This is a genomic window from Nocardia sp. NPDC050712 (assembly GCF_040654295.1).
Lineage (GTDB): Bacteria > Actinomycetota > Actinomycetes > Mycobacteriales > Mycobacteriaceae > Nocardia.
Map to the genome: position 1 here is coordinate 362485 of NZ_JBFAHT010000004.1, position 20081 is coordinate 382565.

The 20081-nt window shown below is 68.1% G+C and carries 25 protein-coding genes; 19 read left to right on the forward strand and 6 right to left on the reverse strand.

Features of this window, described 5'->3' with window-relative positions; translation table 11 throughout:
• Positions 1–245: 245 nt before the first annotated feature.
• The 8 genes from AB0H76_RS29915 to AB0H76_RS29950 all read left to right on the forward strand — a co-directional run bounded on the left by AB0H76_RS29915 (position 246) and on the right by AB0H76_RS29950 (position 5668).
• Positions 246–980, forward strand: coding sequence for a helix-turn-helix transcriptional regulator (locus AB0H76_RS29915; RefSeq protein WP_357330362.1), 735 nt, complete (start codon positions 246–248; stop codon positions 978–980).
• A gap of 120 nt (positions 981–1100) precedes the next feature.
• Positions 1101–1907 (forward strand): hypothetical protein, encoded by an 807-nt coding sequence (locus tag AB0H76_RS29920; RefSeq protein WP_357330363.1) that lies wholly within the window; start codon positions 1101–1103, stop codon positions 1905–1907.
• Positions 1908–2576: 669 nt separating this feature from the next.
• Entirely contained in the window at positions 2577–3158 is a 582-nt protein-coding gene (locus tag AB0H76_RS29925; RefSeq protein WP_357330364.1) for a hypothetical protein, read from the forward strand.
• On the forward strand, positions 3158–3583 hold the full coding sequence (locus tag AB0H76_RS29930; protein WP_357330365.1) for a hypothetical protein: 426 nt from the start codon (positions 3158–3160) through the stop codon (positions 3581–3583). The genes AB0H76_RS29925 and AB0H76_RS29930 overlap by 1 nt, the downstream gene beginning before the upstream one ends.
• Positions 3584–3596: 13 nt before the next feature.
• Entirely contained in the window at positions 3597–3986 is a 390-nt protein-coding gene (locus tag AB0H76_RS29935) for a hypothetical protein (RefSeq protein ID WP_357330366.1), read from the forward strand.
• Positions 3976–4812 (forward strand): hypothetical protein, encoded by an 837-nt coding sequence (locus AB0H76_RS29940; RefSeq protein ID WP_357330367.1) that lies wholly within the window; start codon positions 3976–3978, stop codon positions 4810–4812. Before AB0H76_RS29935 ends, AB0H76_RS29940 begins: the two co-directional genes overlap by 11 nt.
• A 47-nt stretch (positions 4813–4859) precedes the next feature.
• Positions 4860–5258, forward strand: a complete 399-nt coding sequence (locus AB0H76_RS29945; protein WP_357330368.1) for a roadblock/LC7 domain-containing protein — start codon at positions 4860–4862, stop codon at positions 5256–5258.
• Positions 5259–5296: 38 nt separating this feature from the next.
• Positions 5297–5668 carry a hypothetical protein gene (locus AB0H76_RS29950; RefSeq protein ID WP_357330369.1) on the forward strand — a complete coding sequence of 124 codons (372 nt, stop codon included), beginning with the start codon at positions 5297–5299 and terminating at the stop codon, positions 5666–5668.
• A gap of 61 nt (positions 5669–5729) precedes the next feature.
• On the opposite strand, the gene AB0H76_RS29955 is transcribed toward AB0H76_RS29950, so the two are convergent.
• The 3 genes from AB0H76_RS29955 to AB0H76_RS29965 all read right to left on the reverse strand — a co-directional run bounded on the left by AB0H76_RS29955 (position 5730) and on the right by AB0H76_RS29965 (position 9060).
• Positions 5730–6692, reverse strand: a complete 963-nt coding sequence (locus AB0H76_RS29955; RefSeq protein ID WP_357330370.1) for an alpha/beta hydrolase family protein — start codon at positions 6690–6692, stop codon at positions 5730–5732.
• 169 nt (positions 6693–6861) lie between these two features.
• Positions 6862–7755, reverse strand: coding sequence for a hypothetical protein (locus AB0H76_RS29960; RefSeq protein WP_357330371.1), 894 nt, complete (start codon positions 7753–7755; stop codon positions 6862–6864).
• A gap of 72 nt (positions 7756–7827) precedes the next feature.
• Positions 7828–9060, reverse strand: coding sequence for an acyltransferase (locus AB0H76_RS29965; protein ID WP_357330372.1), 1233 nt, complete (start codon positions 9058–9060; stop codon positions 7828–7830).
• 92 nt (positions 9061–9152) lie between these two features.
• Here AB0H76_RS29965 and AB0H76_RS29970 point away from each other — a divergent pair, with 92 nt between their 5' ends.
• The 3 genes from AB0H76_RS29970 (at position 9153) to AB0H76_RS29980 (ending at position 11089) form a co-directional block, all read left to right on the forward strand.
• Positions 9153–9782 (forward strand): transcriptional regulator, encoded by a 630-nt coding sequence (locus tag AB0H76_RS29970; protein WP_357330373.1) that lies wholly within the window; start codon positions 9153–9155, stop codon positions 9780–9782.
• Positions 9783–9900: 118 nt separating this feature from the next.
• A complete protein-coding gene (locus AB0H76_RS29975; RefSeq protein ID WP_357330374.1) occupies positions 9901–10629 on the forward strand; it encodes a DUF899 domain-containing protein in 729 nt (242 codons plus the stop codon).
• Between the two features lie 55 nt (positions 10630–10684).
• The gene (locus AB0H76_RS29980) at positions 10685–11089 is read left to right on the forward strand and encodes a DUF1707 domain-containing protein (RefSeq protein WP_357330375.1); all 405 of its coding nucleotides are present in this window, start codon (positions 10685–10687) and stop codon (positions 11087–11089) included.
• 43 nt (positions 11090–11132) lie between these two features.
• On the opposite strand, the gene AB0H76_RS29985 is transcribed toward AB0H76_RS29980, so the two are convergent.
• Positions 11133–12518, reverse strand: coding sequence for a glycine--tRNA ligase (locus AB0H76_RS29985; RefSeq protein ID WP_357330376.1), 1386 nt, complete (start codon positions 12516–12518; stop codon positions 11133–11135).
• A 195-nt stretch (positions 12519–12713) separates the two neighbouring features.
• On the opposite strand from AB0H76_RS29985, the gene AB0H76_RS29990 reads away from it, so the two are divergent.
• The 6 genes from AB0H76_RS29990 (at position 12714) to AB0H76_RS30015 (ending at position 16378) form a co-directional block, all read left to right on the forward strand.
• A complete protein-coding gene (locus AB0H76_RS29990; protein WP_357330377.1) occupies positions 12714–13280 on the forward strand; it encodes a hypothetical protein in 567 nt (188 codons plus the stop codon).
• A gap of 71 nt (positions 13281–13351) precedes the next feature.
• On the forward strand, positions 13352–13699 hold the full coding sequence (locus tag AB0H76_RS29995; protein ID WP_357330378.1) for a metalloregulator ArsR/SmtB family transcription factor: 348 nt from the start codon (positions 13352–13354) through the stop codon (positions 13697–13699).
• Positions 13700–13702: 3 nt separating this feature from the next.
• Positions 13703–14152 carry a Fur family transcriptional regulator gene (locus AB0H76_RS30000; RefSeq protein WP_357330379.1) on the forward strand — a complete coding sequence of 150 codons (450 nt, stop codon included), beginning with the start codon at positions 13703–13705 and terminating at the stop codon, positions 14150–14152.
• Positions 14153–14333: 181 nt separating this feature from the next.
• Positions 14334–15077: a DNA repair protein RecO gene (gene recO, locus AB0H76_RS30005; protein ID WP_357330380.1), complete on the forward strand. Its 744-nt coding sequence runs from the start codon at positions 14334–14336 to the stop codon at positions 15075–15077.
• Between the two features lie 51 nt (positions 15078–15128).
• Positions 15129–15950 carry an isoprenyl transferase gene (locus AB0H76_RS30010; protein WP_357330381.1) on the forward strand — a complete coding sequence of 274 codons (822 nt, stop codon included), beginning with the start codon at positions 15129–15131 and terminating at the stop codon, positions 15948–15950.
• 14 nt (positions 15951–15964) lie between these two features.
• A complete protein-coding gene (locus AB0H76_RS30015; RefSeq protein WP_357330382.1) occupies positions 15965–16378 on the forward strand; it encodes a hypothetical protein in 414 nt (137 codons plus the stop codon).
• A gap of 1 nt (position 16379) precedes the next feature.
• Here AB0H76_RS30015 and AB0H76_RS30020 read toward each other — a convergent pair whose 3' ends face one another.
• Positions 16380–16979 (reverse strand): TetR/AcrR family transcriptional regulator, encoded by a 600-nt coding sequence (locus tag AB0H76_RS30020; protein ID WP_357330383.1) that lies wholly within the window; start codon positions 16977–16979, stop codon positions 16380–16382.
• Positions 16980–17081: 102 nt separating this feature from the next.
• Between AB0H76_RS30020 and AB0H76_RS30025 the strand changes: the two genes are divergently transcribed.
• Positions 17082–18059, forward strand: a complete 978-nt coding sequence (locus AB0H76_RS30025) for a hypothetical protein (protein WP_357330384.1) — start codon at positions 17082–17084, stop codon at positions 18057–18059.
• 60 nt (positions 18060–18119) lie between these two features.
• Here the strand turns inward: AB0H76_RS30025 and AB0H76_RS30030 are convergent, their stop codons facing one another.
• Positions 18120–19286 (reverse strand): FAD-dependent monooxygenase, encoded by a 1167-nt coding sequence (locus AB0H76_RS30030; protein WP_357330385.1) that lies wholly within the window; start codon positions 19284–19286, stop codon positions 18120–18122.
• Between the two features lie 86 nt (positions 19287–19372).
• Here AB0H76_RS30030 and AB0H76_RS30035 point away from each other — a divergent pair, with 86 nt between their 5' ends.
• Positions 19373–20077, forward strand: a complete 705-nt coding sequence (locus AB0H76_RS30035; RefSeq protein WP_357330386.1) for a TetR family transcriptional regulator — start codon at positions 19373–19375, stop codon at positions 20075–20077.
• The last annotated feature ends 4 nt before the right edge of the window (positions 20078–20081 follow it).

Here is a 20081-nt window from a genome sequence, read left to right on the forward strand (position 1 = left end):
CGGCCCTGCTGCTCCGCTTCGCGCGCCAACCGGTTGATGATGTCCCATACGGTCGGTTGCTTCGGTATCGATGAGTTCTGGCCCCACACTGTTTCGCCCTCTCTCGTGGATGGACGCTCGACCCGGCCACGGGGAGCCAGGCCAACACTGCGTGTCGACGATGTGTTGCCGCGACGACGATGCGGGTGTCGATCAGGCCGTATTCGGGGCGACATTTGGGCGTCATTCGGGTTACCGTGGCAACCATGCGGACCATTCCGAATACGGCACTGCGCGCCGCGCGTACGGCCCGGATCATGAGTCAGGACGATTTGGCCCGGGCGCTGCGCGAGGCCGGATGCGCCAGTGCGACGAAGCGGCTCGTACAGCGCTGGGAGTCCGGAGCGACCACACAGCCGCGCCCGACCCACGCCCGAGCTCTGGAAAAGGTGATGGGCCTGCCGATCGAAACCCTCGGGTTCGGCATCGTCCGCGCCGGGCGCGACATCGGCGGCGTGTTCGACCGCAGCCACGAGGTCGAGTCACCGAGCGGAGGGGCCGGCACTGCCGCGGCGCCCCTGGCTCGCGCTACCGGCGACTACTCCGGGGTGTGGCTGTCGCGCTACAAGTACTACTCCAGTGGACGCGAATCCTCTTTCACTGTCACGCATTACGCGGTGGCGCTGCAGCACGGAAGTCAGGTCACCGTTCGCAGCCTGCCCGGTTCCTCGCCGTCGACGATCGAACTCGATCTCACGCTCGAGGGCAACGTCGGCACGGGCACCTGGGCTGAGCGCACTGCCGTGGATGGCTACTACCGCGGCGCTCGCTACCACGGCGCACTCCAACTGCTTGCCGATCCGACGGGCAATCGGCTGGCCGGGAAGTGGCTCGGGTTCGGCAAGGATTTCGAGATCAATTCCGGCCCATGGGAACTGGTGCTGCAGAGTCCGAGCACGAGCAAAGAGACGATCGACGCGTACCAGCGTCCGCCGGGGTAGCCGAGACTGTCGCATTTGCGCGAGCAGGTGTCGGCGTGCGCCGCTCGATGATCCATCGACGCCGGGCCAGTGAGAGCATGGGAGTTCGCTTGGTGGGCAACGGCAGTGGGGGCGGGACGCATGCGGATCGAAGTAGTGGTGGCGCTGATATCGGCCGGCGTCGCGGTATGTAGCGCGGCGGTGACGACTTTCGCGGCCGGGCGCTCGATCCGCTTGCAGCACAAGCTGACGCTGAACCGGGCGAGCATCGACCGCCGAGAAGCCTCGGACGGACTGGTGCGCCGGTATCGCGAGCCGATACTCCTGGCCGCCTTCGACCTGCAAGCTCGGCTGTACAACATCGTCGAGACAGACTTCATGCGGCGGCACATGAACAGCTCCGACCCCGAGGAGCGTCTCTACGCTCAGATCAGCACGCTGTACCGATTGGGCAGCTACTTCGGGTGGATCGAGATATTGCGACGCGGGTTGCAGTTCATGGATCTCCAGGAACAGGGACGGACCCACGAGCTGGTCGAGCGCCTCGACCGGATCAGCCACGCGTTCGGCGACACACATCGCTTCCCCACCAGCGCATTACGCGTCTTTCGAGACCAGCAGCGCGCTATCGGCGAGATCATGCTGGAACCGATCGAGGACGAGCTTCGAAGGCACGACTGCATCGGCTTCGCGACGTTCGTCGAACGGTTCGACGGCGAACCTACGTTCACCCGCTGGTTCGCCCGGCTCGGCGCCGAGGTCGCCGATCTGATGGAACCAGCTCCCGCCCGCCTCGACCGCATGATCGAACTGCAAAGGGCCCTGGTGGATCTCATCGTCTTCCTCGATCCCCGAGGCGTGCGTTTCCCAGCCGCTCACCTGAAGCGTCTGACACCCCGGCACCAGCGATCCGCACTACCCACACCCGCGCAACCGCCGGCCGGCTGAGGCACTGGGCACGCCCCGCGGTGTCATAACGCTGCTACCAACTAGCCGGTAGCGCTCTGACGCCGCCGCTCCCCGGAAGCCACACGGGAGCGGATCGTCCCCGCTAAGCCGATCCTGCCACTCCGGCCCGCCGAGCCCACGCCCGCGACCTGGCCTTTCTCACTCGATGTCCGATTTGTGAAGAGTTAGCCAGCAAATCGACCAAAAGGTATGTAATTAATTTGCCGGAAGTTGTTGCTTCAAAGCGTTGGGGCTGCCAGGATGTTACCCACACCGGCTGAATAACTCGGAGCCGGGACCATTTCGATTCTTTGCGGATCGTATTTCTACAATTTCTGGGGACGTTTGATGAATAGCTTATGCATGCGACCATTACCTGATTTATAACGCTCTGACGGGGCCGTTGGTAAACCGACCGGCCCGTCTGAGATCGACATCAAGCCGATCGAGTCGTCGATGCCGGGCGGCTGCGCTACCTGCTACCGGAGTCGAATCATGACGACCGGCCCCGCTGCCCGCACCGGGCGGCCTGCGGTATCGGAAAGTCCGACCATCGACAGTGTGATCGGAATATTGACCGGTGCGTCGAGAGAACGGCGCAGCGGAATATTGCGAGTCACCGGTGAGCCGGGCGGCGAATTTCATGTGCTGCGCGGAATCATAATCGCGGTGAATTCACCAGGCGCCCCCGGTGTGCCCGAATTATTGGCACAACCGGGGCGCCGGGCGCCGGGTTCGGTGGAATTGCGGGTACTGCATTCGACGGCGACGCTGGATGCGGCATTCGCGGTGGCGGCCGGCTGGATCGGTGACTGTTTCTGGGCGAAGACCGAGGCCCAGCGGGCAGTCCCCGATCCCGGCTCCGGCCTGGAGCCCGAACTGCTCGAGGCCGAGATCACGCGGCGGCTGCGCGGTATCGCGCCCGGCCACATCGCCCCGCATCGAGATCACCTGGTGCGTACGGCGCTGGGCGAAACAGCGCTCCGGGACGAGGAAGCCGGACCGCGGCGCGAGATCCTGCTGCGGATCAACGGGCGGCGCACCTGCCGGGACCTCGCGTTCCTGCTGGGCCGCGGCCTGTACCCGATCACCGTGGAGGTGTCCTGGTGGAACGCGAAAGGTGTTGTGGGGGTGACAGATCGAGATCCCTACGTCGACACCGCGACGCTGCCGCGGCGCCGGCGCGACGCCAGCGGCATCAACGAACTCTATCCACCCGGGCCCGGGCAGCGGGCCGCAGAAGGGACCTGATGAACAGCCCCCAGGCCAATATGACCGACCGGATCGGTCTCCTGGTCAAAGTGCTCAGAGCCGATGTACCGGATTGTCTCGCGGCGGGCGCCATCGATATGTCGACGGGCATGCTGCTGGCGGTCCAGACCGTCGACAACCACCCGGCCGAGGTCTTGGACCTGCTCGCGGCGGCGACGCTGGAACTGTTCCAAGGCCGCAATGTCGTGATGATCGAGGACATCTGGAAGGAACGGCGCGGCGTGCAGAGCGACCAGCACTACTTCCAGGAGGTCCTGGTGAACAGCGAGAACCTGGCCCACCTGTTCATCCGCACGCCGCACCGCGACGACATCGTGGTGGTCGTGGTGTGCCGCAAGTCGGTGAACGTGGGCATGCTGTTCGCCCAGGCCAGACGGATAGTCCGGGAGGCGGGCCGGCTGTGAGACGGGGCGCGCGGTGACGGGGATCGACGAATACCTAGATCGCATCATGTGCATTCCGGGGGCGCGCAGCGTGACCCTGGTGGACGGTGCGAGCGGGCTGGCGATCGCGGCGGCGGGCAGCCACGAACTGGTCGACGAGCACGAAGGCGCCGCCGTCGTCACCGATGTGGTCCGCGGGGTGCTGGGCTGCCCCGCGCTGGCTTCGACCGACGGCGGCGGCGATATCCACGAGATCATCGTGTGCGGAACCGGGGGATTCCATTTGCTCAATCTGGTGAACGGCGACTTCGACGGCCGGCTGTTCGTGCATGTGCTCTTCAAAGACACCGGCAATCTGGCGATCGCCCGCTTCCGACTACGGACAATTCTGAGCGAGTTGGCCGGAGACGGTCATGGGAATTGAGCTCGCGGCCGAACTGCAACGCGCCGAGGACGAACGGCGCACCGGGGTGCTGTGCGTCGGCGACGGCACCTTCCATCTCACCGAGGGCGCGGTCACCTGCGTCGACTGTCAACGGACACCCGGTCTCGACCGGCTCGTCATCGCCGCGGGCGTCGCCACCGCCGAGACCTGGCGCGACGCCATCCAGGACGACCCCGATCGCATCCTGGGCGCCCCCCGGCTGGAAACCATTGCGCTGCTTGCGGTTTTCGACGCCGCCTTCTTCCTGCTCGCCTCGCCGGGGGTGCCGCAATTCCAGCCCGCGCCGCCGCACTGGCTGGCGCCGGTCTGCCGGATACCGCCGCACACGCTGGTGAACGAGTGCGCGCGACGCAGCCACGCGGAGTCCGGACCGTGGCCCGCCGAACTGGTCGATCGGGCGCCCGTGGTGCCGGTCCGGCGGGTTCGGCACCATCGCGTGGTACTCACCGGCAGCCAGGCCGAGGTACTGGCCACCGCCGACGCGCGGCGCAGTGTCACGGGGATCGCCGACGATCTCGGCCGGACCAGTTACGGCTGCCTGGTCGCGGTGCGCGAACTGACCACCGCGGGGCTGATCGAGCGGCCGAATCTCGAAGTGCTCGAAGGGAAACCGACCCGCGGTGTGCGCCCGCCCATCGAGCCCGCAGCCGAACTCGTCGTCAGCCCGCCCGCGCGCACGCGCCAGCTGACGTTGCCGCAACGCCGGCCCCACCGGGAAATGATCCCGGAACCTCCCGACCGCTGGGATGCGGCCGATCGTGACCTGCTGACCCGGCTGCGCACCGCCCTGGAGGAGCTGGATTGAAAGTGCGAAAAACATTGATCGGCCAGTTCGTAGAAAGGTTGAGCAAGGTGGCGATAGCCGAACCCGAGCCGAACCCGGAGGTGCTCGCGGAGCTGAAAGGGCTGCGCGAGCGCATGCCCCAGCTCACCGGCACCCTGGTCGCCTCGAACGACGGGCTCCTGGTGGCCCACGATCTTCCCCCGGAGATCGAACCCAATGGTGTTGCGGCACTGGCTGCTTCGCAGCTCGGTGTGTCACACCGCCTGGTCGCCACCGCACACGGTGGCGGCTTCCACGAGGTCGTGGTGAACGGCACCGACGGCTACGTCGTGATCTACGCGGCGGGCTGGACCTCGCTGACCGTCCTGGCCGAACCGGCCGTGAATGTCGGTCGCCTGCACCTGGAATCGCGTCCGGTGGCCCGGGCTATCGCCGGCCATCTGACCCCGGCCGAGGGCAAACCTTGACCGGCCCAACCGAACAACCCCCGAACGAAAGGAACGACATGAGCAATATGGATATCGCGTTGAAGGACATGATGGGGATCGACGGCGCGGTCGGCGCCGCCATCGTCGACTACGGCAGCGGCATGGCACTCGGCATGCTCGGCAGTTCGAAGAACCTGGATCTGCAGACCGCCGCCGCGGGCAACACCGAGGTGGTGCGCGCCAAACTGCGCACCATCGACCAGCTGGGCCTGAAGGAGGACATCGAGGACATCCTCATCACCCTGACCGGCCAGTACCACGTCATCCGGCCGATGACCGGCCGAAAATCCAAAGGACTGTTCCTCTATCTCGCCCTGGATCGCAATCGCGGCAACCTGGCGCTGGCCCGGCATCGCCTCAAGGGCATCGAGGAGGACCTGGAAGTGTGACGGCTCGCCCCTCGAACCGATTGCGGCCGAAGCGTTTCCAGCGCTCCGGCCGCACGGTGGGTCAGGCGCCGAGGGCGGCCAGGATGCCCGGGCGGGACTTCGAGAGCTCCAGCTCCCAGTACTTCCAGGTGTGCGTACCGGCGGGCGGGAAGCTGTAGGTGGCGGGGATCTTCAGCTGATTGAGCCGGTATTCGAAGGCCCGGGTGTTCATCAGGGTGACGGCTTCGATGCCCATGCCGACGCCGGTGTCGAAGACCTGGCTGACATTCGACGGCCGGTTGAACTCGCCGGGCAGCGCGCTGCCGGCGGAGATGTACATCGGCAGGCCCTTGAGCTGCGGTGCGAAAACGAACGGGTCCATACGCAGCCACTGCGGGCTCCACGGCGGCGCCATCGCGTCGATGTTGTAAGCGCCCCAGCGCAATACGGCCACGCGGATGGCTTCGCGCATGCCGGGCGCGGAGATGTTCAAAGCGCCCGAATACGACGCGGCGTACTTGAACTGGTCGCGGTGGTAGGCGGCGAGTTGCAGGGCGGCGCTGCCGCTCATCGACAGTCCGGCGACCGCGTTGTTGGTCTTCGAAACACCGTATCCGGCAAGGAAATCGGGCAGTTCCCTGCTCAGGAACGTCTCCCACTTGTAGGTCAGCTTCTGGCCGTTGGTGTTACTGGGCGAGATCCAATCCTGGTACCAGCTCGACAGCCCGCCGACCGGCATCACCAGCGTGACATCGTCCTCGGCGAACTGCTGCAACGCGTTCGTCTCGAAGGTCCAGGCGTTCTTGTCGTCGCGCGCGGCCATCCCGTCGAGCAGATACAGCGCCGCCCCGCCTCCGTGCTTGGCCCACTGCACCTGCACCTTGATCGGGCCCATGCTGGACGGGACCAGCAATTCCTCGAAACCCCCGGCCGGCGCGGCCTGCGCGAACACCGGGACCAGCCCGCCACTCGCGATCGGCAATGCCAGCGCGGCCAGCAATCGCCGCCACCGATATTTCCTGGGTCCAGACATAACGAAACGCATGACGCGTCCCCTCCTACTCCCGCACCGCCACCGAGACGATCACCCCGGTGGCACCGGACCCCAACTTCCGGTACATGGCAGCACTACAACGATTCGATTACAGCTCTGCTGCTTGCTGCAGCGTAGGCGACGCCCGAATCCTTAGCAATCTCAAGCGGATTCGCGCGGACTATCCGCGTTTGCGCAGGGTGAGCTGGCGGGGCTCCGGGTAGCTGAAGGGCTTGAAGAGGTGTTTGAGGGCGCCGTTTTCGAAGGGGGTGGGCTGGTCGAGGACGGCGTAGCGGAATTCTTGGTCGTGGAAGAGGGAGTCGGTCAGATCCTCGAAGTTGTAGTCGAATTCGGAGCGGGGCAGGTCGTTGATGGAGGGTGAGGTGAAGGCTTCGAAGCCGGCGCGTTCCTCCTCGACCTGCTCGGCCGCGCGTTCGACCATGATCCAGAGGGCGATCTCCTCGCCCATACAGCGCGGTTCGGGCCAGGCGCCGGAGTCGAAGCATTCCAGCAGGTGCTCGAAGCAGGTGACGAACTGCTTCAGGAACGGGACCTTCTGGCGTTGCAGGGCCGTCGGGAGCTCGTGCCGGAAGACCTCGGCGTCGCCCGCGATCAGGGCGTTGAGTTCCTCGACGTAGATTTCCCCGTGATACCGCAGGGCTTCGGCGGTGCGCGGGGTGATGATGTGCTCGTCCGCGTCGTCGTCGGCGCCGCCCGGTGCGAGCGGGAAGCGCATGACACCGCAGATGGCGGGGCGGGACACGGCGTCGAGATAGTCGGTGTTCGGCGCCTCGGCGGCGACCTCGGCTTCGATCTTGCGGGCGATCCGCTCGACCTGCGCGCGCACCGGGCGGGGCGCGGCCTCGAGGGCTTCGGTCACGAACTCCGGTGCCAGGTCGGCGCCGGCGAGCAGCTCGTTGAGGGCGTCGGCGAGGCGGACGGCGGAGGCGCGGTCGTCGAAGGTGGCGACGGCTTTCAGTTCGTCCCAGCCCTGATCCTGGTAGATCGCGAAGACGCGATGCATGGAGGGCGTCGACTGCGGCAGGAACAGCTTGTACGGCAGGTTGGTACTCATAACACGCGGGTCATTCTGTGTGGCTCGATCTTTGGGCCCTGACCCTACGGGTTCGCGGCCGGATCCGGGGAGCTAGGCGTCCACCGATTCGGCGTGCAGGTCCGCGAGCTCGCGCCGGACGGCCGCGGGCAACCGCCGCGCAACGGGTCCGCCGCCGAGCACGCCGACCGTCAACCGGCCGCCGAAGGTGTAGACGAGGAAGGTGACGGCGGCCGAGGCGCCGGTGGACGGTCTGGGATGGGCCGAGAGGTAGACGATTTCGTAGTCGGTGAGGGTGAGCTCCGGCGGGGTGCGGAAGGCCGGGACGCGGCCGGTGTTGGTGACGGCGACGTGACCGGCCAGGGAGTGGATTCGGCCGGGGCCGTAGAAGTCCGGGAAGTGCAGGACCGACTGCTGGACGATGCCCTCGGACAGATCGTGGTGCAGCCGGGACGAAATCTGGTGCGCGAGTGCGGAGCTGCCGTCGGCGAGGTCGACCTGGGCGGTGAACGAGGCGAGCCCGGCCATATTGCTGCCCGCCGCACGCGCTACCGGCGGATCGAATCGGGTGCGCAGATCAACGGGGTACAGGCAGCCCACCGAAGCGTGTGCGCCGGAGCCGGTTTCGGCGACATAGGCGCGCAGCAGCGCGGCGGTGACGAGGCCGTTGACGGTCAGACCCGGCCGGTGCCCGAGCTCGACGATGCGCGCGGTCGCGGTGGCGTCGAGCACCGCGCGCAGCGGGCGCGCGAGTGCGGGCGGGGCGGGGGTCGCCGGATCGGCGGGCACGACGCGCGCTTCCGGCGGCAGCGGGCGGGTGACGTCCTCGAACCCGGAGACCGCGCTTCTGACGATCCCCTGTTCCGCGGCGTATTCCTCCAAAGATCTCGGAATGGCCTGCGGAACAACGGATTCAGGCGCAACCCGATCGGTGTAGAACTCCCACAGCCGGATCAGCAGCTGCACGCAGTGCCCGGCATCGGCCACGCTGTGATGAGCGAACAGGGTGACCCGGGCCGACTCGGGCCCGGTCACCACATCCAGATAGGCCAGCTGCACACCGGGGTCGACCACCTGGACCGGCAACCCCACCTGATCGACGGCACCCGCCCGCACCCACGCCCCAGTCGTCACGGGGCCGGAGCGGAGCAGATACCCCACGCCGTCGGCGTCCTCCTCGATCCGGCAGGTCAGCACCGGGTAGGCGCGTTGCAGGGCCAGAAAGGCGGTACTCAGGGTGGCGATGTCGAGGGCGCCCACGACCAGAACCGAGCGCCCGGTGTAGGTCCCATGCCGGACGAACCGCTGTTCCGATGGTGCCAGCACCCGCACCACTTCACCCTCATCGCGCCACACAACGCACAGCGTGCGGCACCGCCGCCGCCAACGCAATCGGGGCCGTGCGAGAGACTTCTCCCATGAGTCTTGCAGCACACCTGGAGCAGCTCGGCCGCCCGCTGGTCGAGGAACAACTCACACACCCCACCGTGGTCGGCATCGCGAAGGGCGACCTGGACGAACCGGTGTTCCGCTCCTGGCTCGAGCAGGATTACCTGTTCCTGCTCGACTACGTCCGCGTCTTCTCCCGCCTGGCCTGGCAGGCGCCCGCCGCGCACCTGGGCGACCTGGTCGACCTCGCGCACGCCACGTTCCACGAGGAGCTCTCGCTGCACCGCGGCCTGGCCGGCGAGTTCGGCGCGGACCTGGACGGCGCGGTCAAGGGCGTACCGTGCGTGGGCTACACCGAGTTCCTGCTGAACTCGGCCGCGAGCTACGCCGACGGCCTGGCCGCCCTCTACCCCTGCATGTGGGGTTACTCGACGCTCGGCACGATCCTGGCCGAGAACCCGCCCGCCGAACCGCGCTACCGCCGCTGGATCGATACCTACGCCGACCCCGGCTTCGCCGCTCTCACCGCCCGCTGCGCGCAGATGATCGACGAGGCGGGCGGGGACCGCGCGCGGGCCGAGGAACTGTTCCTCGAGGGCATGCGTCACGAGATCGCGTTCTGGGACGTGCCGCTCGGCCGTGGTGAAGTGTTGCGCTAGCGGACATTTCGAACCGGTCAGTCCCCCTTTGCAGTTTCATTTCGATGTGCCGATGAGTTCTCCACGGCGGTCCCGTCTACCTACATGGGTCGATGTCACCGAAATCCGAGGAGAGATCATGAATCGTCCGGCCGAGGCAGCGCACGACGAGTGGCTTACGGCGCGCAAGCAACTGCTGACCGAAGAGAAAGAACTGACCCGCCGGCTCGACGAGCTCGCGGAGAAACGCCGCGCGCTGCCGATGGTGGCGGTGCGCAAGGACTACGAATTCGACGGTCCCACCGGCAGGATCACGCTGGCCGAGCTGTTCGACGGCCGCCGCCAGCTGATCGTCTATCACATGATGTGGCGCTGGGATCTGGACGCGGGCTGCCCGAGCTGCGCGGTATTCCTCGACAACGTCGGGCATCTCGCGCACCTGCACGCCCAGCAGACCTCCTTCGTGGCGATCTCGCGCGGGCCGTGGGACCACCTGAGCAAGTACCGGGAGCGCATGGGGTGGACCTTCCCCATGTACTCCTCCTACGGCAGCGACTTCAACTACGACTTCCACGTCACCCAGGACGAATTCATCGCGCCGGTCAGCTACAACTTCCAGACCAAACAGGAACTGGAGGCCAGTGGCCAGACCTATTTCACCGACGGGGAACAGCCGGGCACCAGCGTGTTCTGGCGCGACGACGACAACGCGGTCTTCCACACCTACTCGTCCTACGCCCGCGGCGGCGACATCCTGATCAACACCCACAACTACCTCGACCTCACCCCACTCGGCCGGCAGCGGCACATCGGCGAAGCCATCCACCACGACAGCTACGGGGCCGCCGCGCAAAGCCATTGCCACTGAGCCGAATCCGGGCAGGTACTGGCCCGTGCCCGCGCGCGGACCTAAGCTGGCGGACGTGGGTAGGGAAGAGTTGCGCGCCTCCGATACGGACCGCCAGCAGATCGCGGATCAGCTCCGTCGCGCCATGGACAACGGCCGGTTGTCGCTGCACGAATACGATGACCGGCTGCAGCAGACCTATGCCGCCAAGACCTACGGCGAGCTGGCACCCATCGTGTCCGACCTGCCCGCGGAACGGGCCAAGGGCAAGCAGCCGGACGCGCCGCCGCGGATACCGCAGTGGGTGGTCATCATGTGGATCCCGTGGGCCGCGGTGAACCTGCTGATGGTGCTGATCTGGGCGGCCACCGGCATGGACTACTTCTGGCCGTTCTGGGTCGCGGTGCCGTGGGGCATCGCGCTGCTGATCCCCACCGGGATCGGCATTCTCACCGGGACGCCACCCAAACAACACCGATGAACACGAAACGCCCCACGGCCGTGGGGCGTTTCGTTTCGGTCGGTTACGCGCCGATCAGGCGCTGGGCGAGGTAGCCCTCGACCTGGTCCAGCGCGATCCGCTCCTGCTGCATGGAATCCCGCTCGCGGATGGTGACGGCCTGATCATCGAGGGTGTCGAAGTCGACCGTGATGCAGAACGGGGTGCCGATCTCGTCCTGGCGACGGTAGCGGCGGCCGATCGCGCCGGCGTCATCGAACTCCACGTTCCAGTGCTTACGCAGCTGCGCGGCCAGGTCTTTCGCCTTCGGCGTCAGATCCGCGTTGCGCGAGAGCGGCAGCACCGCGGCCTTGACCGGCGCCAGGCGGCGGTCCAGGCGCAGGCTGATCCGCTCCTCCATGCCGCCCTTGGCGTTCGGCGCCTGGTCGACGGTGTAGGCGTCGACCAGGAAGGCCATCAGCGAACGGGTCAGGCCGGCCGCCGGTTCGATGACATACGGGATGTACTTCTCACCGGTGTTGGCGTCGGAGTAGCTCAGGTCGGTGCCCGAGTGCTCGGAGTGCGTGCGCAGGTCGTAGTCGGTGCGGTTGGCGATGCCTTCCAGCTCGCCCCACTCGCTGCCCTGGAAGCGGAAGCGGTACTCGATGTCGGTAGTGCCGGCCGAGTAGTGCGACAGCTTTTCCTTCGGGTGCTCGTAGAGACGCAGGTTCTCCGGATCGACGCCGAGGTCGGTGTACCAGGCCAGGCGGGTGTCGATCCAGTACTTGTGCCACTCCGCGTCCTCGCCCGGCTTGACGAAGAACTCCATCTCCATCTGCTCGAACTCGCGGGTCCGGAAGATGAAGTTGCCGGGGGTGATCTCGTTGCGGAAGCTCTTGCCGATCTGGGCGATGCCGAACGGCGGCTTCTTACGCGCGGTCTCCTTGACGTTCTTGAAGTTCACGAAGATGCCCTGCGCGGTTTCCGGGCGCAGGTAGTGCAGGCCCTCTTCGTCGTCGACCGGGCCCAGGAAGGTCTTGAGCAGGCCGGAGAAGTTGCGCGGCTCGGTCCAGGAGCCGGGCTGGCCGGTCTCCGGGTCCTTGATGTCGGCCAGGCCGTTGGCCGGCGGGTGGCCGTGCTTCTCCTCGTAGGCCTCGAGCAGGTGGTCGGCGCGGTAGCGCTTGTGCGTGTGCAGCGACTCGACCAGCGGATCGGAGAAGGTGGCGACGTGGCCGGAGGCCTCCCAGACCTGGCGCGGCAGAATCACCGACGAGTCGAGGCCCACGACATCCTCGCGGCTGGTGACCATGGTGCGCCACCACTGCCGCTTGATGTTCTCCTTGAGCTCGACACCGAGCGGACCGTAGTCCCATGCCGACTTGGTGCCTCCGTAGATCTCACCGCACGGGTACACCAGACCCCGGCGCTTGGCGAGGTTGGCAACGGTGTCCACCTTCGACTTGGGTGCCACGCGAGAATTCTCCATCCACTGCGAGTTCGGATTCTGCCCCCATCCGGGGACGTCAAGTGTCTCCAGACTATCGGCACCCGCCAACCGGTTTTGCACCGCACAGCGGTGTGGCGTGCAGCGGGCGGATCCGGTCCACGGGCGTAACGATTCCGTCCGGTTCGTGTAAATAGGCCTGGACGTCATCGGGGGCTCCGGATGACGAGTTGTGGAGCGCGTGGGGAGGTCATCGCGGCCCGGCTGAATCAGCAGACGCTGGACCACGCGGATACCGAGCCGATGCTGGCGCTGCTCGCTCCCGAGAGCAGACAGCAGTTGCGGGGGCGGGACACCGATCCCTGGTACCTCTCGACGAGGATCACCCCCGGCTTCCGGCTGCTGCCGGTGCCACCGCGCGTCACCGGGTCGATGGCGGCGGCGGTCGACGAACGCGGCCGGCTGACGGTCCGCACCAACTACCTCATCGCCTATCCCTTCAACCCGGATCTGATCACGCAGGTCGGCGAGCCGCTGGACGCGATCGTGCTCGGGCGGGCCCGAATCGAATACACGATGATCGATGACCGGCGCTACACCGCCGCGGCGCAGGGCATGTGGCTGGGCCGGAGCGATGGCTACCTCTACTCGGTCGCCTGCGACTGGAGCGCGAAGGGCTACCTCGCGCCGGCCTACGCGAACAAGAACGCCACCAAGCCGGGCGGGCCGAGCAGGCAGGAAATCTTCGACCCGAACGCGCCGCTCCCCGAGGACGCCACCTGCCTCTAGGCGTGTCGCATTTGACATGCGCACCTTTGCATATGCAAACTGGGAATGCTTTCCATTAAGGAGAAGAGCCCATGGCCGCAGAGACCGCCACTCACTCGCACAACCCGTATCGGTCCCCCGGGCCCGCGGCGGTGCCGTCGCGGACCGTCCTGGAGGACGCGGGCGAGCTGCTGCGCGCGCTGGCCGCGCCGGTACGGATCGCCATCGTGTTGCAGCTGCGCGAGTCACCGCGCTGTGTGCACGAGCTGGTCGACGCGCTGGGCGTGACCCAGCCGCTGGTCAGCCAGCATCTGCGCATCCTGAAGTCGGCCGGTGTCGTGCACGGGGAGCGCTCCGGGCGCGAGGTGCTCTACGAACTGGTCGACGATCACCTCGCGCATATCGTGGTCGACGCCGTCGCGCACGCCGAGGAAGGGTGAGCCGTGCCTGACAAGATCGAGACCGCGAAGCCGCACGACGTGCCGAAGTCGGTCGGTATCCGCAGCACCCGGCAGCGCAGCGCGATCGCCGCGCTGCTGGAGGACATCGAGGAGTTCCGCTCCGCGCAGGAATTGCACGACGAGCTGCGCAAGCGCGGCGAGGGCATCGGCCTGACCACCGTCTATCGCACGTTGCAGTCACTGGCCGACGCCGGCCTGGTGGACGTGCTGCGCACCGACTCCGGTGAATCGGTCTACCGCCAGTGCTCCACCGGCCATCACCACCATCTGGTCTGCCGGCACTGCGGGCACACCGTCGAGGTGGAGGGCCCGACCGTGGAGGCCTGGGCCGACGCGATCGCGGGCGATCACGGCTTCACCGAGGTCAGCCACACCATGGAGATCTTCGGCACCTGCCGCGCCTGCGCCGAATCCGCGCGCGCCGCACGCTGATTCCGGCCTGGGCCCGCCGGCGGCAGAGCACCCCGGTCCACCGGCCGCCGAGACCTTCCGGCTCCGCGTCCGTCCGCTCCCCCACTCCGGTCGATCGACCCCGCGGCCATCCTGGGCAGCGGGCCCGCGCGCCGATGGTGTCCGGGCATCGGGTGTCGGCTCGGCGTGCGAGGATGACCGCGTGCGTTTGTACCGGGATGAGGCGGTGGTGGTCCGCCAGCACAAGCTGGGCGAGGCCGACCGGATCGTCACCCTGCTGACCCGTCAGCACGGGCTGGTGCGGGCGGTGGCCAAGGGTGTGCGGCGCACCAAGTCCCGGTTCGGCGCCCGGCTGGAGCCCTTCGCCTACGTCGATGTGCAGTTGCATCCGGGGCGCACCCTGGACGTCGTCACCCAGGTGCACACCATGGAGGCGTTCGCCTCCGACATCGTCGACGACTACGGCCGCTACACCACCGCGTGCGCCGTGCTGGAAACCGCCGAGCGCCTGGCCGGTGAGGAACGCGCGCCCGCCCCGCGGCTGCACGCGCTGACCGCGGCCGCGTTGCGCGCCATCGCCGCCAAGCAGCGGCCACACGAATTGATCCTCGACGCATACCTGTTGCGCGCCATGGGTTTCGCCGGCTGGGCGCCCGCCCTCGACGAGTGCGCCAAGTGCGCCACCCCCGGCCCGCACCGCGCCTTCCACGTCGGCGCCGGTGGCGCGGTGTGCGTGCACTGCCGCCCGCCGGGCTCGGCCACCCCGCAGCAGGGGGTGCTCGACATGCTGGTCGCGCTGCTCGAGGGCAAGTGGGCGGATGTGGAGACCGTGCCGGAGGGCGTGCGCCGCCAGGCCAGCGGGCTCGTCGCCGCGCATCTGCAATGGCACCTCGAACGCCAGCTGCGCACCCTGCCGCTGGTCGAACGCTCCACCTTCTCGGCCTGAGCGCGGTATCGGCACCGGACCCGCGCAACCTCCCCACGAGCATCAGGCAGGATGGACGCCGTGATCCTCCGCCGTGACTCCGCTACGACCATCGCGCACGCGAACGGTGCGCGCACCGTCCGTCCGCCGTCGCCGCACCCGTCCGGTGCGACGCCGCCGGAAATTCCCGCGGAGCTGGTGCCCAACCATGTCGCGCTGGTGATGGACGGCAACGGCCGCTGGGCGCAGGAGCGCGGGCTGCCCCGCACCGCCGGCCACGAGCGCGGCGAAGCGGTCCTGATGGACACCGTCGAAGGCTGCATCGAGATCGGCGTGAAGTGGCTCTCGGCGTACGCGTTCTCCACCGAGAACTGGCGGCGCAGTCCCGACGAGGTGCGCTTCCTGATGGGCTTCAACCGGGATGTGATCCGCCGCCGGCGCGACGAGATGCACGAAATGGGTGTCCGGGTGCGCTGGGCCGGGCGGCGGCCGCGGCTGTGGCGCAGCGTGATCAAGGAACTCGAGGTCGCCCAGGAGCTGACCAAGGACAACACCGTGATGACGCTGACGATGTGCGTCAACTACGGCGGCCGCGCCGAGATCGCCGACGCGGCAAGGGAAATCGCGCGCCGGGTGGCGGCGGGCGAGCTCGATCCGGAGAAGGTCACCGAGGCGACCGTCGCCCGCTATCTGGACGAACCGGAGATGCCCGACGTGGACCTGTTCCTGCGCCCGTCCGGTGAGTTCCGTAGCTCCAACTTCCTGCTCTGGCAGTCCGCGTACGCGGAGTTCGTCTACCAGTCCACGCTGTTTCCCGATTTCGACCGGCGCAACCTGTGGGACGCGTGCCTCGAGTACGCTAAGCGCGACCGGCGCTTCGGCGGCACCAAGTGAACGGCGGCACCCCCATGGACGCACCCGCGACCTCCGAAGAGGAACTCCAGGCCCGGGCCGGGGCCTGCCTGTCGCTCTACGACGTGGACGTGCGGGTCGACCCCGAGGGTTCGCTCGGATTCGAATACGAGGGCGCGCTGTGCTCGCTGCGCGCGGTCAGCCTGGCGCCCGGTCTGGATGTGCTCACCCTGACCTGCGTGCTGGCCTGGGATCGCCCGTTGAAGCCGGCGCTGCACAAGCGCGTCGCCGAGCGCAACAGCGCCTTGCAGTTCGGGTCGATCACCTTGATCAGCCACGAGAAGCTGGCCGATGTGATGCTGCGTTACACCTTCCCCGCCGCCGGTCTCGAGGATCAGGCGCTGGCCACCATGCTGCTGCTGGTGCTCTCCGGCGCCGGCCGCGCCCGCCAGGGGTTGCTGCTCCCCTGAGTTACCGCTCGCCGTAGGGCAACAGCGTGCGCACACCCGCGACGAAGGTCTCGGGTGAGACGTCGCCGACGAGCAGGTGCTGCAGGATGAATCCGGGCAGGAAGCCGATGATGGCCGCGGCGACCGCGTGGGTGTCGGCATCCGCCGGCAACCAGCCCGCCGCCACCATGCGCTCGGCGTACTCGTGCCAGCAGCCGCGCATGCCACGCAGCGCCTCCTTCACGTACTGCGCCGCGTCCTCGTCGACCAGCGCCAAGGCCCAGGCCTGGGGTGCCAGCCGGACCATGCCCTCCGGCCCGCTGTTGGCGACCACGTGGTCGGCCACGATGCGGATCAGTTCGGCCGGGGTGGGCAGCGGATCGACGCGGATCTGCTCGGTCATCAGGGCCCGCAGCGGGACCGTCGTCTGGGTCGCCAGCGCCGCGATGATGTCGTTCTTGGACTTGAAGTAGCGGTAGACCGCGCCCGCGGAGAGCCCGGATTCGGCGAAGACGTCCTGCATCGAGGTCTCGTGGAAGCCCTTGCGCGCAAAACAGGTGCGGGCCGCGCTCAGGATCTGCTGACGGCGGCGTTCCAGGTGTTCCTCGCTGACTCGGGGCATGCCCACAAAGTAAAACGAATATTCGTTCTTGACAAGGTGGACGACCCGGGTGACGATAGGCCCATCGAAAGAGAACGACCATTCGATTTACGGGAGCACCCCATGAACACCTTGCAGCGGGCCTTGGCCCTCGGCTTCGGCGCTGCGCTCATCCAAGCCCTGATGTTGATCGCATTCGCTTGGCCCGCAGCCAATACCGCGCCCCGCGACCTGCCGCTCGCGGTGACCGGCCCGCAGGCCGCGCTGGTCGCCGAGAAGCTGAATCAGGTCAGCCCGGGCGGTTTCGAGATCACCAGCCCCGCCGACGAGGCCGCCGCCCGCCAGGCCATCGCCGACCGTGAGGTCTACGGCGCGATCGTCACCGGCGGCGGCGCGCCGCGCGTGCTGGTCGCCTCGGGCGCGAGCCCCATTGTGGCCCAGCAGCTCTCGGCGATGGCGCAGCAGTTGTCCGGCGTGCCGGCCGCCGCGGTGGAGGACGTGGTCGCCGCCGACCCCGACGATCCGCGCGGCGGTGCGTTCGGCGCCATGGTGCTGCCCCTGGTGATGTCCGGCATCGCCGGCGGCGTGCTGCTCAGCCTGCTGGTCCCGACCGTGCCCGGGCGGTTGATCGGCCTGGTCACCTTCGGCGTCGTCGGCGGCCTGCTCAGCATGGCGATCATCCAGGGCTGGATGTCGATCGTCCCCGGCCCGTACCTGGCGCTGGCCGCGGTGGCCGGCCTGGTCTCGTTCGCGGTCTCGGGCACCGTCGTCGGCCTGGCCACGGCGGTCGGCCAAGCCGGTATCGGCATCGGCGCCCTCACCATGCTGCTGATCGGCAACCCGTTCTCCGCCGCCACCTCCGCCCCGGAGATGCTCCCCCAGCCTTGGGGCGCCATCGGCCAGCTGCTCCCGCCCGGCGCCGCCGCCTCCCTGCTCCGCTCGGTCGCCTTCTTCGACGGCGCGGGCGCCGTCAAACCCCTTGTGGTCCTGCTGGTCTGGGCCGCCCTCGCCGTGGCCCTGCTGGGCATCGGCTTCGTGAAGTCCCGCGGCGCGACTCCCGCGCCGGCCACCGCTCCGGAGTCGGAGCCGGTTCCCGCCTGATCCGTTCAGCACGAAGGGCCACCATCACCTCGATGGTGGCCCTTCGCCGTTCCGGGATAGTCAGGCGGCCCGGGTGGGTGTCGGCTGGTAGACGCGGGCGGCGAGGGGCTGGAGCACCATGAGCCGAGTCAGCTGGTTGCGCAACCAGATTCGGGTGCCGGTGGCGGGAACCAGCATGGCGCTGCTGGCGCGGACGGAACGCTGGCGCTTGGCGACGGTGGGGCGCAGGGCGGACTCGTAGCGGTCGAAGGCGGCGACGTGATCGCCGTGGGCGGTGGACAATTCGGCGGCCAGGCGGTGGGCGCCCTCCAGCGCCAGGGATGCCCCGGCACCGGAAAGCAGTGTGGCGCAGTAGCCCGCGTCGCCGACGAGGGTGACGCGACCGCGCGACCAGTGCGGGATCCGGATCTGGCTGACCGAGTCGAAGTAGAAATCCGGACTGACGGTGGCCTGGGCGAGCAGTTGCGGAAGCTGCCAGGCGCCGGTGTCGAAGTGGCTGCGCAGCACGGCTTTCTGCGCCTCCTGATCGCGATGATCGATATCCAGGAGGCGGGGTTCGCGGAACATGAAGAAGCCGGTGGCGATGTCGTGGGCGGCCGAGCGGTAGACGCCCGCGACGTGACCCGGGCTGTTGTGCAGGACCACCGCGCCGGGGGTGCCCAGGTCGAGGTCGACCTGGCCGGTGGCGAAGTACAGGCCCAGGTGGTGCAGGGCCGCGGCCTCCGGGGCGATCGCGAGTTCGCGGACCCGGGAATGCAATCCGTCCGCGCCGACCACCAGATCGAACTCCGCCTCCCGGCCGCTCTCGAAGGTCACCTCGACCGCGCCGGGCCGCTGCGTCAGCGTGCGGATGGCATCGCCGAAGACATAGTCGGCCCGATCGGCGGTGGCCTCGTGCAGTACCTCGGCGAGATCTCCACGCATGATCTCGATGTCGTCGCCCTCGTTGAACGTGCTCGTCGGCATGCCCGCGGCGCGGCGGCCGTCGGCGCCGACGAAGGTGAGGTCGCGAATGTCGGTGGCGCGCTCGCGCAGCCGGGGCAGCAGCCCCATCAGCTCGGCGATGCGCAGGGATTCGCCGCGGATGTCGACGCCGTTGCCGCCCGGACGCGGGCGGGGTGCGCGCTCGACCACCGTCGGCCGGAAGCCGGACTGCGCGAGCCAGTAGGCGAGGGCGGGACCGGCGATGCTCGCGCCGGAAATGAGGATGCGGGGATTGTTCGGCACGGGTGAACTCCTAGTTCGACTGACCGTTGGTCAGTCACCAAGGTAGAGCCCTGACCATCGGTCAGTCAACCGTTAGACTCCGAGAGGTGAGCGACGAGACGAACACGAGCACCAAGGAACGCATCCTGACGGTGGCCCTGGAACTGTTCGCCGCGCACGGCTATCACCGCACCTCGGTGCGCGCGATCGCCGAGCAACTGGGCATCACCAAGGCCGGCGTGCTCTACCACTACCCCGCCAAGTACGACATCCTCGCGGGCCTGGCCGAGCCGCTGCTCGCGGCGATGGAGCAGACCGTGGCCGCCGCCGCGGATCCGGATCCGTGCGAGTCCCGCCGCCGCGTCGTCGAGGGCCTGCTCGACCTGTTCCTGACCCACCGCTACCTGCTCCGCCTGAACTCCAACGATCTCGCATTGAGCGCGCCCGGAACGATTTTCGACCGTTTCCGCGACACCATGATGCGCGCCAACCAGCTGGTCGCGGGCCCGGATCCGACGCTGTCCGACCGGGTCCGCGCGGCACAGGCGATCGCGGGGCTCAGCGATCCGGTCGTCCTGTACGCCGACGAACCCGCCGCGGAGCTGCGCGCCGAGGTCTTGGCGGGAATTCGCCTGCTCTACGCCGACGCGCCCGCGCCCGCCCCGGCCGATCGGCGCGGCCGTCCGGCGGCCATGACACCCGATCTCATCGCGACCGCCCGGCGCTGGAGCGAGCAGGAACAGCGCAGCGTCCCCGATATCGCCCGCGCGCTCGGCGTCTCCCGCGCCACGGTCTATCGCTATCTCAAATAGCGTC